At 69.9% G+C, this 14,965-nt stretch carries 14 protein-coding genes and 1 tRNA gene; 6 read left to right on the top strand and 9 right to left on the bottom strand.

The features are described 5' to 3' along the window. Positions 1–189: 189 nt before the first annotated feature. Positions 190–903, top strand: coding sequence for a hypothetical protein (locus ACFWX1_RS23905; protein WP_378390743.1), 714 nt, complete (start codon positions 190–192; stop codon positions 901–903). Positions 904–906: 3 nt separating this feature from the next. Here the strand turns inward: ACFWX1_RS23905 and ACFWX1_RS23900 are convergent, their stop codons facing one another. Further along, positions 907–1,398 carry a YajQ family cyclic di-GMP-binding protein gene (locus ACFWX1_RS23900; RefSeq protein WP_378390741.1) on the bottom strand — a complete coding sequence of 164 codons (492 nt, stop codon included), beginning with the start codon at positions 1,396–1,398 and terminating at the stop codon, positions 907–909. A 173-nt stretch (positions 1,399–1,571) separates the two neighbouring features. Between ACFWX1_RS23900 and ACFWX1_RS23895 the strand changes: the two genes are divergently transcribed. Then, positions 1,572–1,653: transfer RNA gene (locus ACFWX1_RS23895), tRNA-Tyr, on the top strand. Between the two features lie 78 nt (positions 1,654–1,731). On the opposite strand, the gene ACFWX1_RS23890 is transcribed toward ACFWX1_RS23895, so the two are convergent. The 3 genes from ACFWX1_RS23890 to ACFWX1_RS23880 form a co-directional block, all read right to left on the bottom strand. Then, complete coding sequence (locus tag ACFWX1_RS23890; RefSeq protein WP_378390790.1) at positions 1,732–2,910, bottom strand: RNA polymerase sigma factor; 1,179 nt, start codon at positions 2,908–2,910, stop codon at positions 1,732–1,734. A gap of 8 nt (positions 2,911–2,918) precedes the next feature. Continuing rightward, complete coding sequence (locus tag ACFWX1_RS23885; RefSeq protein WP_378390739.1) at positions 2,919–3,329, bottom strand: YciI family protein; 411 nt, start codon at positions 3,327–3,329, stop codon at positions 2,919–2,921. A gap of 163 nt (positions 3,330–3,492) precedes the next feature. Continuing rightward, the gene (locus tag ACFWX1_RS23880; protein ID WP_378390737.1) at positions 3,493–4,233 is read right to left on the bottom strand and encodes an HNH endonuclease; all 741 of its coding nucleotides are present in this window, start codon (positions 4,231–4,233) and stop codon (positions 3,493–3,495) included. A 118-nt stretch (positions 4,234–4,351) separates the two neighbouring features. On the opposite strand from ACFWX1_RS23880, the gene ACFWX1_RS23875 reads away from it, so the two are divergent. Further along, a complete protein-coding gene (locus ACFWX1_RS23875) occupies positions 4,352–5,593 on the top strand; it encodes an MFS transporter (protein WP_378390735.1) in 1,242 nt (413 codons plus the stop codon). On the opposite strand, the gene ACFWX1_RS23870 is transcribed toward ACFWX1_RS23875, so the two are convergent. Beyond that, on the bottom strand, positions 5,590–5,733 hold the full coding sequence (locus ACFWX1_RS23870) for a hypothetical protein (RefSeq protein WP_378390734.1): 144 nt from the start codon (positions 5,731–5,733) through the stop codon (positions 5,590–5,592). The genes ACFWX1_RS23875 and ACFWX1_RS23870 overlap by 4 nt on opposite strands. Before the next feature lie 129 nt (positions 5,734–5,862). Between ACFWX1_RS23870 and ACFWX1_RS23865 the strand changes: the two genes are divergently transcribed. Both ACFWX1_RS23865 and ACFWX1_RS23860 read left to right on the top strand, forming a co-directional pair. Continuing rightward, positions 5,863–7,137, top strand: a complete 1,275-nt coding sequence (locus ACFWX1_RS23865) for a GGDEF domain-containing protein (RefSeq protein WP_378390732.1) — start codon at positions 5,863–5,865, stop codon at positions 7,135–7,137. Positions 7,138–7,517: 380 nt separating this feature from the next. Next, positions 7,518–8,372, top strand: coding sequence for a class I SAM-dependent methyltransferase (locus tag ACFWX1_RS23860; RefSeq protein WP_378390730.1), 855 nt, complete (start codon positions 7,518–7,520; stop codon positions 8,370–8,372). A 47-nt stretch (positions 8,373–8,419) separates the two neighbouring features. Here the strand turns inward: ACFWX1_RS23860 and ACFWX1_RS23855 are convergent, their stop codons facing one another. Both ACFWX1_RS23855 and ACFWX1_RS23850 read right to left on the bottom strand, forming a co-directional pair. Then, entirely contained in the window at positions 8,420–9,064 is a 645-nt protein-coding gene (locus tag ACFWX1_RS23855) for a response regulator (RefSeq protein WP_378390728.1), read from the bottom strand. Further along, positions 9,055–10,200 carry a sensor histidine kinase gene (locus tag ACFWX1_RS23850; RefSeq protein ID WP_378390726.1) on the bottom strand — a complete coding sequence of 382 codons (1,146 nt, stop codon included), beginning with the start codon at positions 10,198–10,200 and terminating at the stop codon, positions 9,055–9,057. Before ACFWX1_RS23850 ends, ACFWX1_RS23855 begins: the two co-directional genes overlap by 10 nt. 135 nt (positions 10,201–10,335) lie before the next feature. Between ACFWX1_RS23850 and ACFWX1_RS23845 the strand changes: the two genes are divergently transcribed. Further along, entirely contained in the window at positions 10,336–10,989 is a 654-nt protein-coding gene (locus ACFWX1_RS23845) for a DedA family protein (RefSeq protein WP_378390724.1), read from the top strand. Positions 10,990–11,041: 52 nt separating this feature from the next. Here the strand turns inward: ACFWX1_RS23845 and ACFWX1_RS23840 are convergent, their stop codons facing one another. Together ACFWX1_RS23840 and lon are read right to left on the bottom strand one after the other, a co-directional pair. Then, a complete protein-coding gene (locus ACFWX1_RS23840; protein ID WP_378390722.1) occupies positions 11,042–12,202 on the bottom strand; it encodes an alkaline phosphatase PhoX in 1,161 nt (386 codons plus the stop codon). Positions 12,203–12,353: 151 nt separating this feature from the next. Further along, the gene (lon, locus tag ACFWX1_RS23835) at positions 12,354–14,756 is read right to left on the bottom strand and encodes an endopeptidase La (RefSeq protein WP_378390721.1); all 2,403 of its coding nucleotides are present in this window, start codon (positions 14,754–14,756) and stop codon (positions 12,354–12,356) included. Between the last annotated feature and the right edge of the window lie 209 nt (positions 14,757–14,965).

Genomic DNA, 14,965 nt, shown 5'->3' with positions numbered 1-14,965 from the left:
CACGCACTTCAGGAGTGACATCGGCTTTGCCTTCGGCACAGCTACGCAGGTCGCGGGATTTCGCTCGTCCGGGGAAATCCCGCAGCTCGACCGGGTGAGCCGTACACGGTCCGTGGCGGTAACGCGGGACCGTGGCGCGGCGAAAGACGTCACGAGCCGAGAAGCGGCTCATGAGGGGGACGTACCGTCTTGACCAGGAACTTCCGTCGCTGGGCGGGCTGCGCGCTGGCCGTCGCCGTCCTCGCGACGACGGCCGCCTGCGCCGAAGGCTCGTATGGCGTCGGCTACATCGTCGGCCGGCGGGGTGAGTCCGGCGCGTTCACCCCGACACCGCCGACACCGCCGCCACCTCCGTCGCCGACGCGACCGGCCCCCGCGGACCTGCCGAACGAAACCCACAGTGGCAACGGCGACGCGACGGTCCCGATCTCCTGGCCGAGCGACCAGCCGGGGTTCGTCACCTTCGAATGCCCGAAGTGCGTCAGCAACGTCTTCATGAACACCGACGGTGACGAGATCTCGCTCGTCAACGCCATCGGCTCCTACCGGGGCACGCACTGGATCAACATGTCCCTGCACGCCCACCGGCCGACCCGCACCCTCACGATCAGGGCGAACTCCGCCTGGACCGTGACCATCGCCGACGCGCGGAGCCTGCCGGTCGCCGAGCCGGGCAAGGAACTGTCCGGCAAGGCCGAATCGGTGCTCAAGATCCCCGCGGGAGTGACGAAGGCCGCGGTCGCGGCGAGCGGCGACTTCCACTTCGCGCTCTGGGTCACCACGGAGTCCAGCAGCAGGCTCGTGGTCAACCAGCGGCCGCCGTACCGGAACACCATCCCGGTCGACGGCCCCGGTTACGTCCAGGTCGAGGCCGCGGCGAACTGGACGTTCACCGCTTCCTGAGGCTCACCGGTAGTTGGTGAACTGCAGGGCGATCTCGAAGTCCTTGCCCTTGAGCAGGCTGATGACCTCCTGCAGGTGGTCCTTCTTCTTGCCGGACACCCGCAGCTGGTCGCCCTGGATCTGCGCCTGCACGCCCTTGGGCGCCTCGTCGCGGATGAACTTGGCGATCTGCTTCGCCTTGTCCGAGGCGATGCCCTGCAGGATCTTCCCGCCGATCTTGTAGATCTTGCCCGACAGCGCGGGCTCGCCCGCTTCGAACGCCTTCAGCGAGATGCCGCGCTTGATCAGCTTCTCCTTGAACACCTCGACCGCCGCCAGCGCGCGCTCCTCGGTCTCCGACTCGATCGCGAGGGCCTCCTCGCCAGACCAGCTGATCGAGGTCCCGGTGCCGCGGAAGTCGAACCGGGTGGACAGCTCCTTGCTCGCCTGGTTCAGCGCGTTGTCCACCTCCTGGCGATCGACCTTGCTCACCACGTCGAAAGAGGGATCCGCCACGTGTTCTCACACCTCGTACTCGCTTGTCAGGGGCCACCAGCCTAGCCCCACACCACGCCGTTCCGGCTGCCTGGCGCGGTGGGCGCCCATATCCATGTAGGGGCGCCCATACCCGGGTGTGGGGCGCCCGTACCCGTTGGGTATGCTTTTGCCCGGCCGGTTCGCCGTGCCATGGCAGGTTACCCAAGCGGCCAAAGGGATCTGACTGTAAATCAGACGGCTCAGCCTACGGGGGTTCGAATCCCTCACCTGCCACCCGAGCGAGAATGCCCCGGTGATCGATTCACCGGGGCATTCTTGTGTCGGTGGTCCTCAAAGGACGCCGAGGCGGGTTCAGCAGTTCTTGTTGCGCGGCAAAGGGTTCGTGTGGCGCGTGCGGGCGTTGAGGCGGGCCGCCTGACGCGTCAGGTAGTCGCGCTCGGCGAGGTTGGGGGCTTTCTCGGCCGCCTCGGCGTAGAGCTGTGCGGCGGTCGCCATATCGCCGTCGCGCTCGTGGAGGTAGGCCGACACCGCGGTGTGGCGGGGCAGGGCCTCGTCCAGCTTCGCGAGTGCCGCCAGCCCGGCGCGCGGTCCGTCCGCCTCGCCGACGGCGACAGCGCGGTTGAGCCGGACGACCGGACTGTCGGTCAGGCCCGCGAGTTCGTCGTACCACTCGACGATCTGCACCCAGTCGGTCTCCTCGGCGGTGGGCGCGTCGGCGTGGAGTGCCGCGATGGCGGCCTGCGCCTGGAACTCGCCCAGCCGGTCGCGGGCCAGCGCCGTCTGCAGGATCTCGACGCCCTCGGCGATCAGCGAAGTGTCCCACCGGCCGCGGTCCTGCTCGGCGAGCGGCACCAGACTGCCGTCGGGCGCGGTCCGGGTGGCGCGCCGGGCGTGGTGGAGCAACATGAGGGCGAGCAGCCCCGCCACCTCTGGGTGATCGATTACGGTCGTGAGCTGCCGCGTGAGTCGGATGGCCTCGGCCGCGAGGTCGACGTCACCGGAGTAGCCCTCGTTGAAGACCAGGTAGAGGACGCGCAACACGGTGGCGACGTCCCCGGGCTGGTCGAACCGGACGCCGGAGACGGTGCGCTTGGCCCGGCTGATGCGCTGCGCCATGGTCGACTCGGGCACCAGATAGGCCTGGGCGATCTGGCGGGTGGTCAGCCCGCCGACGGCGCGGAGCGTGAGCGCCACCGCGGACGACGGCGTCAGCGACGGATGGGCGCACAGGAAGTACAACTGCAGCGTGTCGTCCACCGCCGAGGCCGGTCCTGGCGCGGGTTCCTCCTCGACGACGTCCTCACGGCGGCGGCGCGCGGTGTCCGCCCGGGTCGCGTCGAGGAACTTGCGCCAGGCCACGGTGACCAGCCAGCCCTTCGGGTTGGCCGGGACACCGTCGGCGGGCCAGACGCGGACCGCCTCGACCAGGGCATCCTGCACGGCGTCCTCCGCCGCCGCGAAGTCGGCTCCGCGGCGGCAGAGGATCCCGAGGACGCCCGGTGTGAGGCTCCGGAGCAGTGCCTCGTCCATCCGGTCGGTCACTCCGTGATGCAGTCGGCATGCGCGGTCATGAACGGGCGCAGTTCGAGCCACTCGTGGATCGGCTTCCCGCCCGCGCCTGGCGCGGCCGACAGCTCCCCGGCCAGCTCGAGGGCTCGCTCGTAGCTGTCCACGTCGATGATCATCCAGCCGGCGATGAGGTCCTTGGTCTCGGCGAACGGGCCGTCGGTGACCGGCGGGCGCCCCTCGCCGTCGTAGCGGACCCACGTCCCTTCGGGGATGAGAGCCTGGCTGTCGACGAACTCGCCGGTCTTTTCGAGCTTGGCCGCGAAGTCTTGCATGTACCGCATGTGTGCCGAGATCTCCTCCGGCGTCCACTTCTCCATCGGCACGTCGTTGGCCGGGGCCGGGGCGCCGCGGTAGTGCTTGAGCAGCAGGTACTTCGCCATCGCTGTTCTCCTCGGTACTGGTGCGGCCCATTGTGGCCGCATTCACCGCTGTGACGGAGCCGTTTCGGGGTTCTCGACATCACCGCCCAAGATTTTTCCGCTCTCTCGGAACAGGCCACGGCGAACCGCCCTCGTGGGCCGGACCTGCTGCTCCTTGTCCTTGCTACCCGTCCACCAGCTTCTGAAGTTCAGGCACGGTCAGCCATGGGTGACGGCAGTGGATCATTCGATGGCAGTTCGAGCACAGCAGTGCGAGGTTGCTGAGGTCGGTCACGATAGGGCCGGACTCGCTCAGTGGTGTCCGGTGGTGGCACTCGATGTAGTCGCGTCCTCGTGGGCCGTAGACCTCTTCGAAGTCGAAGCCGCAGACTTCGCAGGCAACGTGCCCATGCTGTTTGCGCGCCAGCTTTATCTTGCGCTTCCGCAGCTTCGGGTCTCGCTCTCGCACCAGATGTATCCGCTCCAGTACCTGGCCCTCTGTGGCACTGATGCCCTCCAAATCGAGGTCGAGGTCGAGCGGGTTCAGATGAGCTGGCCCGGAAGGCAACTGGATGCTGCTCCTGAGAGCCGCCGCGGTTTTGAGCATCCCCGCAGGGTCGGCGACGTAGGCATCCACGACCAGTTTGTCCGTCCTGCCGCCCCGGGTGGCCTTGCCCCGGTAGGCAGGGTGAATCGTGGCAAGGTCCGCGGTCTTGCGGGCTACGCCGTTGGGATTGCGAAACTTTTCGCTACGGCTCTCCGGCGAGTGGATCGGGAGCTGCTGGAGCAGCGTCGACAGCTCTTTGACGCGAGTGTCGCCAGCATCGAGCCATCGCCAGTCGTTGTTGACGACCAGCGCACAGGCGAGCACGCACTCGTCCCAGGTCCAGGCTGGATTTCGTTTCCCGGGTCCGTCGGTCGGCATGAGGGCACGGTAACGCTGTAGCCCGACAAAGTTGATGCCGTTGCCTCCCTGCCGGCCGTTCCGGAACAGGTCTTCCCGAGTTGGTTGCTCACGGTGTCCGGATGGTGACACTGGTGGCATGGTCAAATCGGGGAGGGTGTTCGCCAGGGCCGAATTCCGCGCGCTGTTCCTGGCGGTGGTGGTCTCCATCGCGGGGGACCAGGTCGCCAGGGTCGGGCTCAGCGTGCTGGTGTTCGAGCGCACCCGCAGCGCGGGGTGGACCGCGGCGGCGTATGCGCTGACGTATGTGCCGAACGTGCTGGCCGGGCCGTTGCTGTCCGGGCTCGCCGATCGGTGGCCGCGGCGCGCGGTGCTGGTCGGCGCCGATCTGCTGCGGGCGGGACTGCTCGTGGCGATGGCGATCCCGGGGCTGCCGCTCGTCGTGGTCGCGTCACTGCTGGTGGTGGTGCAGGCGGCGGGTGCGCCCGGCAACGCCGCGCGGGCCGCGACGCTGGCGGCGGTGCTGCCGGGCGAGGACGAGTACGTGCTCGGCAAGGGTGTCATCGACGTCGTGGTGCAGCTCGCGCAGGTAGCCGGGTTCGCCACCGGTGGCACGCTGACCGCGGCGTTCGGGCCGTCGCAGGCGTTGCTGGCCGACGCCGCGTCGTTCCTGCTGTCCGCCGTCGTGCTCCGCGCCGGGCTCCGTGCTCGGCCCGCCCCCGTGGAACGGTCCGACGCCGCGCCACGCCGGTGGTGGGGCGACCTGACCGCGGGAGCGCGGTTGGTGGCTCAGACGCCGCGGCTGCGCGCGCTCGTCGGGCTGGCGTGCGTCGCCGGCCTCTACATCACCGTGGAGGGCCTGGCCGCTCCGTATGCCGCGCAGGTCGGCGGCACGGCGCGAGCGGTCGGTGTGCTGCTGGCGGCGGGCCCCGCCGGGGCGGTGGTGGGCATGCTGATCGTGCGGCGCCTCCCTTCGGCGGTGCGGCCACGGTTGCTGACGCCGCTGGCGATCGCGGCCTGCGTACCGCTTCTCGTCTGCGCGGCCGAGCCGGGACTGGTGGTGACCGCGCTGCTGTGGGCGGTGTCGGGCCTGGCCAGCGCCTACCACCTGCCGGCGTCGGCGGCGTTCGTGCGCGCGGTGCCTGACGCGCGCCGTGGCCAGGCCTACGGGCTCGCCGCGACCGCGTTGCAGACCAGCCAGGGACTCGGTATCGCACTCGCCGGGCTGGCCGCGACCCAGCTGCCCGCCTCGGCCGTCGTCGCGGTGTGTGGCGGGCTGGGCGTGATCGCGGCCGCCGCGGCGGGCGGGGCGTGGGACCGTGCTCGCCGCGCCCCGCTGTCCGGATCGCTGTTCGGCAGGCCCGAGCGCGAGTCGGCCTAGCGGCTCCACTCGTTCCCTCGGCGGTCCCACTCGTTGCCGGGGCCCCATTCGTTGCCTTGGAAGCGGGTCCACTCGTTCCCGTGCAGCCGGGTCCACTCGTTGCCGCGCCGGGTCTGGTTCGCGAGGAACGTCGTGTTCATGAGGATCACTGCCTTCCGGAGGTTCGTGCATTGGAGGGTTTCGTGAATGACGCTATCGACAGCCGGTGACGACGCGGTTACCGTGGATGCTCCTTCGCAGCTCACCGCAACCGGGGGATGGGATACAGCGTGAAGGTGGATCGGGACGGACACAGATCGGGCTCTGCCGGATGGCAGCTCTGGTCGCTGCCGGGTAGGGCGCTCGCGCTGATCCTGGCCGTCGACCTGGCGGCCGTCGGGACCACCGTGGGCACGGCGAACTCGCTCACGAGCGGTACGCACTGGTGGTGGTTCGCGGCGCTGGTCTGCGGTTCGCTGGCGCATCTGGAGGTCGCCAGGAGCATCGAACGCCGCCGCGAGCAGTCCAGCAAGGGTGTGCCCTACACGAACCTGAAGTCGCTGTGGGTGTTCGCCGCCGTGTTGCTGGTGCCGCTGCCGCTGGTCATCGTGCTGACCGTCGTTTCCTACAGCTACTGCTGGGCGCGGGTCTACGGCCCGTCGGTCGCGCATCGCAAGGCCTACTCGGCCGCCACGTTCGTGCTCGCCTCGGCCGCAGCGAGTGCCGTGCTGCACGCCGGCGGCCTCGACCAGCTGCCGCGGCTGCCGAAGAGCGCGTGGTCCCTGGTGGTCATCGCCGTGGCCGCCGCCGTCTGGTGGCTGGTCAACTACGCGCTCGTGGTGTTCGCGATCGTGCTGTCCACCTCGGGCTCCTCGGTCCGGCAGGCCCTCGGCGACCCCGCCGACCAGCTGGTGGTCGCCGCGGCCCTCGGCCTCGGCGTCACCGTCGCGGCCCTGCTGGTGACGATGCCATGGGCGCTGCCCGCGCCGATGGTGGCGGTGCTGGCCGTCCACCGGGACCTGCTGCTCCCGCAATACCTGCGCGCCGCCCGCACGGACGCGAAGACCGGCCTGGCCGCGCCGACCTTCTGGACGGACGTCGTCAACGCCGAACTCGAGCGGGCCCGGCTCGCGGGCACCAGTGTCGGGGTGATCTTCCTCGACCTGGACCGCTTCAAGCAGATCAACGACACGCATGGTCATCCCGCCGGTGACGAGGCGATCCGGGCGGTGGCCGACACCGTGCGCGGCGAGGTGCGCGGCGCGGATCTGGTCTCGCGCTGGGGCGGGGACGAGCTGGCGATCGTGCTGCCCGGTATCGGGCACCGGCAGCTGCACGCCGTCGCGGAGCGGATCCGGCTCCGCCTCGCGCGGACACCGATCACGCTCACGCGCACCAAGTCCGGGGTGACGCAGATCCTTCCCGGCGTGACCACTTCCATGGGGCTGGCGTCCTTCCCCGGCAACGGCGTCGACGCCGACCAGCTTGTCCTCGCCGCCGACCACGCGCTCCTCGACGCGAAGCGCAACGGCCGCAACCAGTCCGTCTCCGCGACCAGTATTTAGCTCCCGCGATCCGTTCAAGAGGGACTTCTCGCCGGGATGATGGTGAATTTCACCTATTGGCCTGCCATGTTTTCCTGTGCTGTGCGAGGCTGTTCAGATCATTTTCCGTTTTGTCGCCGATGCGTCGGTTCCTGGTGTCCGATGTGGTGTGTCGAAGTGACAAACTCGCTGGTAGTGACGCTCATGCTTCACTGGTGACGGAGAATTTGGGTGCTCACGTTCGGCGTTTCGGACCACCATTGTTTCCGCCTTTTGGTCGCTGTCGAGATAAATCGGTGATGTGGCGGCCGGTCTCGTAACGCTCGCATTGGCCGACCCGACAGCCATCGAGGCCCGTGCATCTCACGGGCGGCTCACAGCTGAATCCCATGGAGGTGCGTATGTCATTTTCCGGGACGAAACAGCAGACCAGTCAGGGCCCGGCGAGGGAGGACCTGGTCAAAGTGCAGTACGAGGACGCGGCCGCGGCGGCGAACTACGCGGCGTCGTTCGAAGGTTGGGGCCCGACCGCCCGCTACCACTGGTCGCGGCGGTACGCCGTCGGAGAGGCCTTGAAGGACTGCCCCGGTGGGGCACTGCTCGACGTCGGGTGCGGCCCCGGCGTGCAGGTCCGGTACCTGCTCGACGAGCGGCCCGGCGAATTCCGCATCACCGCGTGCGATCAGTCGGCCGCGATGATCGCGGCCACCGCCGAACGCGTCGGCACGGACGAAGACGTCCTGCTCTCGGTGGCGGACATCGAGGACATGCCGTTCGGCGACCAGAGTTTCGACGTGGTCCTCGCGATGGGAGTGCTCGAATACGTCGACGCGGGCAACGCGTTGCGGGAGATCGCGCGGGTGCTGCGGCCGGGCGGGCTCGTCGTCGCGACGATGCTCAACCCGCTGAGCCCGTACCGGTTGTTCGAGTGGGGCGTGTTCTGGCCGGCGCGGCGGGTGGCGGGGTTCGTCGAGCGGTGGTGCGGTGTCCCGCCGCATCGACGGCACGCTGCCCGGAAAACGGGGATCCACGCGGTCCGCCCGGCTCGGCTGCGGAAGTTGCTGTGGCAGTCCGGATTGTCGGCGGAGGACATCGCGTTCTACGACGTGACGGTGCTGGTACCGCCGTTCGACCGTCTCGTGCGCCGGTGGCGGCGGGGGTGGCGGCACGCGCCGGAGACCACGGTGAGCAGGGGCGCGCGGTGGTGGCTCGGCACGGCCTACCTGATGACCGCGCGTCAGTCCACGTCGGCCTGACCGGTGTCGGGGAGGCCGGGCGGGAACGCGGCCTCCCCGCCCCGATTTCAGGAACCGAGATAGCGCAGGATCGCCAGTACCCGGCGGCTGTAGCCCGCGGTGCTGGTCAGCTCCAGCTTGTCGAAGATGGCGTTGACGTGTTTCTCGACCGCGCTCAGTGACACGAACAGCAACCGGGCGATGCCCGCGTTCGTGTGACCTTCGGCCATCTTCTCCAGCACCTCGTGTTCCCGCGAGGTCAGTTTGGCGAGCGGATCACCGTGGGTGGTGCGCGCGAGCAGCCGCCGCACCACTTCGGGGTCGAAGGCCGCGCCACCCGCCGCGACCCTGGCGAGCGCGTCGAGGAACTCCCCGACCTGGACGACACGGTCCTTGAGCAGATAGCCCACTCGCTCCTCGTCGCCGGTGATGAGTTCGGCGGCGTACCGTTTTTCGACGTACTGGGAGAGCACCAGCACGCCGATCTCCGGCCAGCGGCGCCGGATCTCCAGCGCGGCACGCAGCCCTTCGTCGGTGTGCGTCGGCGGCATCCGGACGTCGGTGACGATCACGTCCGGCTGATAGGCGGCCGTCCTCGCCACGAGTGCCTCGGCGTCTCCCACTGCCGCGACCACCTCGTGCCCCTCCTCGGTGAGCAGCCGGACCAGGCCCTCGCGCAGCAGCGTCGAATCCTCGGCAAGGATCACCCGCACGGCAGTACCGCCCGTACCACCGTCGGCCCGCCCACCGGACTGTCCACAGTGAACTCACCGTCGGCGGCCGCGACGCGCCGGGCGAGGCCGGAGAGCCCGCCGCCGGGCCGGGCACCACCGGCCCCGTCGTCGGCGATCTCGATCAGCACCGACTCTCCCTCGCGCCGGACGTCGATGTCGATCCGGGTCGCCGCCGCGTGCTTGATGGTGTTGGTGACCGCTTCCGAGGCCACGAAATACGCGACCGTCTCGAGCGCGGCGGGCGGGCGCCGGGACAGGTCGTAGCGTAGCCGGACCGGGACGGCGCTGCGTTCGGCGAGCGCCTCGAGCGCGGTGTGCAGTCCGCCCTCGTCGAGCGCGATCGGGTACACGCGCCAGGTGACCTCGCGCAGGTCGCGCAGGGCCTCCTGGGATTCCTCGTGCGCCTGGCGCAGCAACTCCGCCGCGCGCTCGCCCTCGGCGCGACGGGCACGCCCCAGCAGCATCCCGAGTGCGACGAGCCGTTGCTGGACGCCGTCGTGCAGGTCGCGTTCGATGCGGCGCCGTTCGCCGTTGACCGCCTCGACCACTTCGGCGCGGCTGGTGGACAGCTCGGAAACCCTGCGGCGCAACAACTCCTGCTGGCTGGGGCCGAGGAAACGCCGGGCGAGCTTGCGATCCAGCGAGACAGTCCCCGCCAGGCCCTGCAGGGCGACGAACAGGAGCAGGATGCCGAGCGCGCCGACCGGGAGGAGGTCGTACCAGTGGGCGGGCCCTTCGCCGAGCGGCGACTTCCCCTGGCCGTACTTCACCAGGACGACCACGCCGGACACGGCGCCGTAGAGGATCAGCAGGATGATCCCCGCGCTCAACATCCCCAGTACACAGCGCACGGCCAGGTAGTTCAGCGCCCGGGGCCCGCTGTAGCCGGTCGCGTGCTCACCGCGGAAAAATCGTTCGATACGTCTCCGTTCCATTTCGGACAGTCGGCGGGCGCCGCCGAACACGGGTTTCCGCGCCGCGGGCAGCGCCAGCGCGATGCCGCCCAGCACGACGTAGACGAGTTCCGCCCACGCGGTCACCGCGCCGATCGCGAGCCCCAGCGTCGTGGGCAGCAGGTCACGCAGACGAGCACGGGAGGTGGCGGATTCGGACACTTCGCCAGGTTAGCGAGGGGACGTGCGCCGGGTACTGAGGTTTTCCGCAGTGATCCTTGCCGGTTCACCCCAGTGTGTGGCGCCCCGGTGATTCGTACGTTCGATGGCATCCGCAGGCGATCACGAAAGGCTGCCATGAACCTCTCCTTGACCGAAACCGCCGCCGAACCGATGAGTGGCCTCGCCGGCTGGGCCGTCGGCCTGATGGACTCGCTGGGCGGGCCCGGCGCCGCGGTGATCGTCGGGCTCGACAACCTGTTCCCGCCGATCCCGAGCGAACTCGTCCTCCCGCTCGCGGGGTTCTCCGCGAGCCGCGGCACGTTCGGCCTTGCCGGCGCGTTGTTCTGGACGACGCTGGGTTCGGTCGCGGGCGCGGTGATCGTCTACTACCTCGGGCTGCTGCTCGGCAGAGAGCGCACCCGGCGGCTGCTGGGGCGGATTCCGCTGGTGAAGACGTCCGACTTCGACCGCACCGAGGCGTGGTTCGCCCGGCATGGCGGCAAAGCCGTGTTCCTGGGCCGGATGGTGCCGATCTTCCGCAGTCTGATCTCGCTGCCCGCCGGGATCGAGCGGATGCCCTTCGGCCGGTTCCTGCTGCTGACCACGGTGGGCAGCCTGCTGTGGAACACCGCGTTCGTCGTCGCCGGATACCTGCTCGGGGAGAGCTGGCATCTGGTCGACCGCTACGCCGAAGTGTTCCAGTACCTGGTGATCGCCGCCGTCGTGCTCGCGCTGGGGCTGTTCGTCTTCTTCCGCCTGCGTGAACGGAGTCGAGCCGATGTCCGCTGAAGTGCGTGGTGCCTCCCCGATGGGGCCCGGACCCATCGGGGAGGCAGCGGGATCAGGCGCGGAACGGCCCGGTGACCTCGTAGGTGATGCCGCCCGAGGACGATCCGGAAGTGCCTCGCTGCGAGGAGAAGTACAGGCGATTCCCGGCCGGGGTGAACGCGGGCCCGGTGATCTCCGACGCGCTCTGCCCGGTGATCCGCAGGAACGGCGCGACGATGTCGTCCGGGGTGATGAGGCAGATCTCCATGTTCCCGCCGTCCTCGGCGACGAACAGATCGCCCGACGCGGACCCGGTGACGTTGTCGACACCGGTCAGCGGCGCCGCGCCGTTCGTGACCAGCGAGTCGTCGTAGGCCAGCTCGTAGGTGCTGTTCGCGAGGTCGAGCTGCCAGACGCGGTTGTCGCCCTTGGTAGTGAACCACGCGGTGTCGTTGGCGTAGTGCAACCCCTCTCCGCCGTTGAACCGCTTCGCGCCGGACACCTGATTGCGCGTCGCGGTCGGGGAGCCGTCGGGGTCGGGGACGGTCGCCCAGCTGAAGCTGCCCGACGTCGCCGAGCCCGCCTTGAGTACCTGGAGCGTTCCGGCCGAGAGACTGCCCCAGGTCGCCGGGACGAACCGGTAGAAGCAGCCGTCGGTGACGTCCTCGGTCAGGTAGACGACCTTGCGGACCGGGTCGGCCGCGGCGGCCTCGTGCTTGAACCGGCCCATCGCGGGCCGCTGGACGGCGGCCGACGCGGGGCCGGCCGGGGCGCACTCGTAGACGAAGCCGAGGTCGATTTCCTCGCAGGAGAGCCAAGTGCCCCAAGGCATCGCCCCGCCCGCGCAGTTCTGGCGGGTGTTGCCGAGGATCCGGTGGGCGCCGACGATGTTCGCGTTCGCGTCGAAGCGGACCGCGCTCGCGCCACCGCCGGGGTTGATCTCGGAGTTCGAAACGTAGATCCAGCCGGTGCCGTCGGGGAACACCGCACCGCCGTCCGGGGCGCTGTGCCAGGTGTAGCCGGTGCTCGCGACCTGCTGCCCCGAGCGCGCGATGACGCGGCTGGTGAACCCGGCGGGCAACTGGATGCCGTTGGTGTCGGCCGCCTGCAGCGGGCCGTAGGGGCTGGGGCCGTTCTGCGCGGGCGCGGCCAGCGCGGACGACGTCAGGGTGTTGCCGAACGCGGTGACACCCGCGCCGATCACGGCCGCGCGCAGAAAGTTCCGTCGCTTCACTCGAGCCTCCAAGAATCCGCTTCGTGGTGGGGCGGGAAAGGAGCGGATCGGAGGTTACGGGCGAAACGGGACAAAGAGATGAACGCGCGGCGTAGCCGAAGGGGACTTTCAGTGCGTCCACCGCACCGAAAGTCCCCTTCGAGCCAGCCGGTTACGCCGCCTGGGGCAGCGGCGCCGACGCCGGGGCCAGCGCCAGGTCGAGCACCTCGCGGACGTTCGCCACCGCGTGCACGTCGAGTTCGGCGAGCACCTCGGCGGGGACGTCGTCGAGGTCCGGTTCGTTGCGCTGCGGGATGATCACGGTCTTCATCCCGGCCCGGTGCGCTGCTAGGAGCTTCTGCTTGACCCCGCCGATGGGCAGCACCCGCCCGGTCAGCGACACCTCGCCGGTCATCGCGACGTCCGCGCGCACCACGCGGCCGGAAAGCAGCGAGGCCAGTGCCGTCGTCATCGTGATCCCGGCGCTCGGCCCGTCCTTCGGCACCGCGCCCGCGGGCACGTGGACGTGGATGCCGCGCTCCTTCAGGTCACCGACCGGCAGCTCCAGCTCCGCGCCGTGCGAGCGCAGGTAGGAGAGCGCGATCTGCACCGACTCCTTCATCACGTCCCCGAGCTGGCCGGTGAGCTGCAGCCCGGTGGCGCCGGACTCCGGATCCGCCAGCGACGCCTCGATGTAGAGCACGTCCCCGCCGGCCCCGGTCACCGCCAGTCCCGTTGCCACGCCCGGTGTCGCGGTCCGCTGGGTCGACGCGGGCAGCGATGATTCCGGCAGGTGCCGCGGGCGGCCCAGGTAGGTCTCCAGGCCTTCGGCGTCCACCGTGACCGGCAGGGTGACCTCGTCGAGCGCGACCTTGGTGGTGATCTTGCGCAGCACCTTCGCGATCGTCCGGTTCGCGTTGCGCACGCCCGCTTCGCGGGTGTACTCGGCGGCGATCCGGCTGAACGCCTCGTCGGTGATGACGACGTCGTCCTTGCCCAGCCCGGCGCGTTCCAGCTCGCGGGGGAGCAGGTGGTCGCGGGCGATGGTCACCTTCTCGTGCTCGGTGTAGCCGTCGAGCGTGACCAGCTCCATGCGGTCCAGCAGCGGGCCGGGGATGGTCTCCAGCGCGTTCGCCGTCGCCAGGAACACCACGTCCGACAGGTCGAGCTCGACCTCGAGGTAGTGATCCCGGAACGTGTGGTTCTGCTCCGGGTCGAGGACTTCGAGCAGCGCCGCGGTCGGGTCGCCGCGGTAGTCGGCGCCGACCTTGTCGATCTCGTCGAGCAGCACGACCGGGTTCATCGAGCCCGCTTCCTTGATGGCGCGGACGATCCGGCCGGGCAGCGCGCCGACGTAGGTCCGCCGGTGTCCGCGGATCTCCGCCTCGTCACGGATGCCGCCGAGCGCGACGCGGACGAACTTGCGGCCCATCGCCTTCGCCACCGACTCGCCCAGCGACGTCTTGCCGACGCCGGGAGGGCCCGCGAGGGCGAGCACCGCGCCGGATCGCCGCCCGCCGACCGGCCCGAGGCCCGATTCCGCGCGTCGCTTGCGCACGGCCAGGTATTCGATGATGCGTTCCTTGACGTCGTCGAGGCCCGCGTGGTCGGCGTCGAGGATCGCCCGCGCGCCCGCGATGTCGTGGACGTCGGTGGTGCGCTCGTTCCACGGCAGCTCCAGCACCGTGTCGAGCCAGGTCCGGATCCAGCCGCCCTCCGGTGACTGGTCCGAGGTCCGCTCCAGTTTGTCCACTTCGGACAGTGCGGCCTTCTTGACGTGCTCGGGCAGCTCGGCGGCCTCGACCCGGGCGCGGTAGTCGTCGTCGGCCGCGGATCCGTCGAGCTCGCCCAGCTCCTTGCGGATCGCCTCGAGCTGACGGCGCAGCAGGAATTCCTTCTGCTGCTTCTCCATGCCCTCCTGGACGTCCTTGCGGATCGTGTCCGTGACCTCCAGCTCGGCGAGGTACTCGCGGCTCCATTCGAGCGCCTTCTCCAGGCGCGTCGAGACGTCGAGCGTGGTGAGCAGTTCGAGCTTCTGTTCGGTCTTGAGGTACGGCGCGTTGCCGGACAGGTCGGCGACGGCGGAGGGCTCCTCCACCTGCTGGACGGCGTCGATCAGCTGCCAGCCGCCGCGCTGCTGCAGCACCGAGATGACGACGGCCTTGTACTCGGTGGCGAGCTGGGCCGTGCGGTCGTCGGTGACCTCGGGGGCGTCGTCGGCGTGGACCCAGCGGGCGGCGCCGGGGCCGTCGGCGATGCGGCCGACGGTGGCGCGGCGGGTGCCGCGCAGCAGGACCGCGGCCTTGCCGCCGGGGACGCGGCCGACGCGTTCGACGGTCGCGACGGTGCCGACCTCGGCGTATTCGCCGTGGACGCGGGGGACGATCAGGACCTCGGCCTTCGCCGCCGCGGCGGAGCGGATGCCGGGGAAGGACGCCTGCGCGGGCGTCTTGGCCTGGGCGGACTCCACCGCGGCCCGGGTCTCGCTGTCGGTCAGATCGAGCGGGACCACCATGCCCGGCAGCACGACGTCGTCGTCCAGCGGGAGCACGGGCAGGAGGCGGGTGTCGGTCATGTGCACTCCTCGGTTAGTTGAGTCTGCCTAGCTCAACTCTCCGATCGACTGGTTTGTTTCCATTGGAGTGTTCGCCCGCAGCGATCACCCCGCCGATCCTCAAACATCCGATCCCCCTCCCCGCCCCAAGTGCGTTTACCGGGCGAAAACCACAAGCCCGGGGTGCCCCCGCGTTCGTATTTACCCCAAAACACGCCGGCCCCCCCGGC

The sequence above is a fragment of the Amycolatopsis sp. NPDC059021 genome (assembly GCF_042739895.1).
Taxonomy (GTDB): Bacteria; Actinomycetota; Actinomycetes; order Mycobacteriales; family Pseudonocardiaceae; genus Amycolatopsis.
The sequence above is the reverse complement of the archived record's forward strand: the minus strand, read 5'-3'. Positions and strand labels throughout refer to the sequence as shown.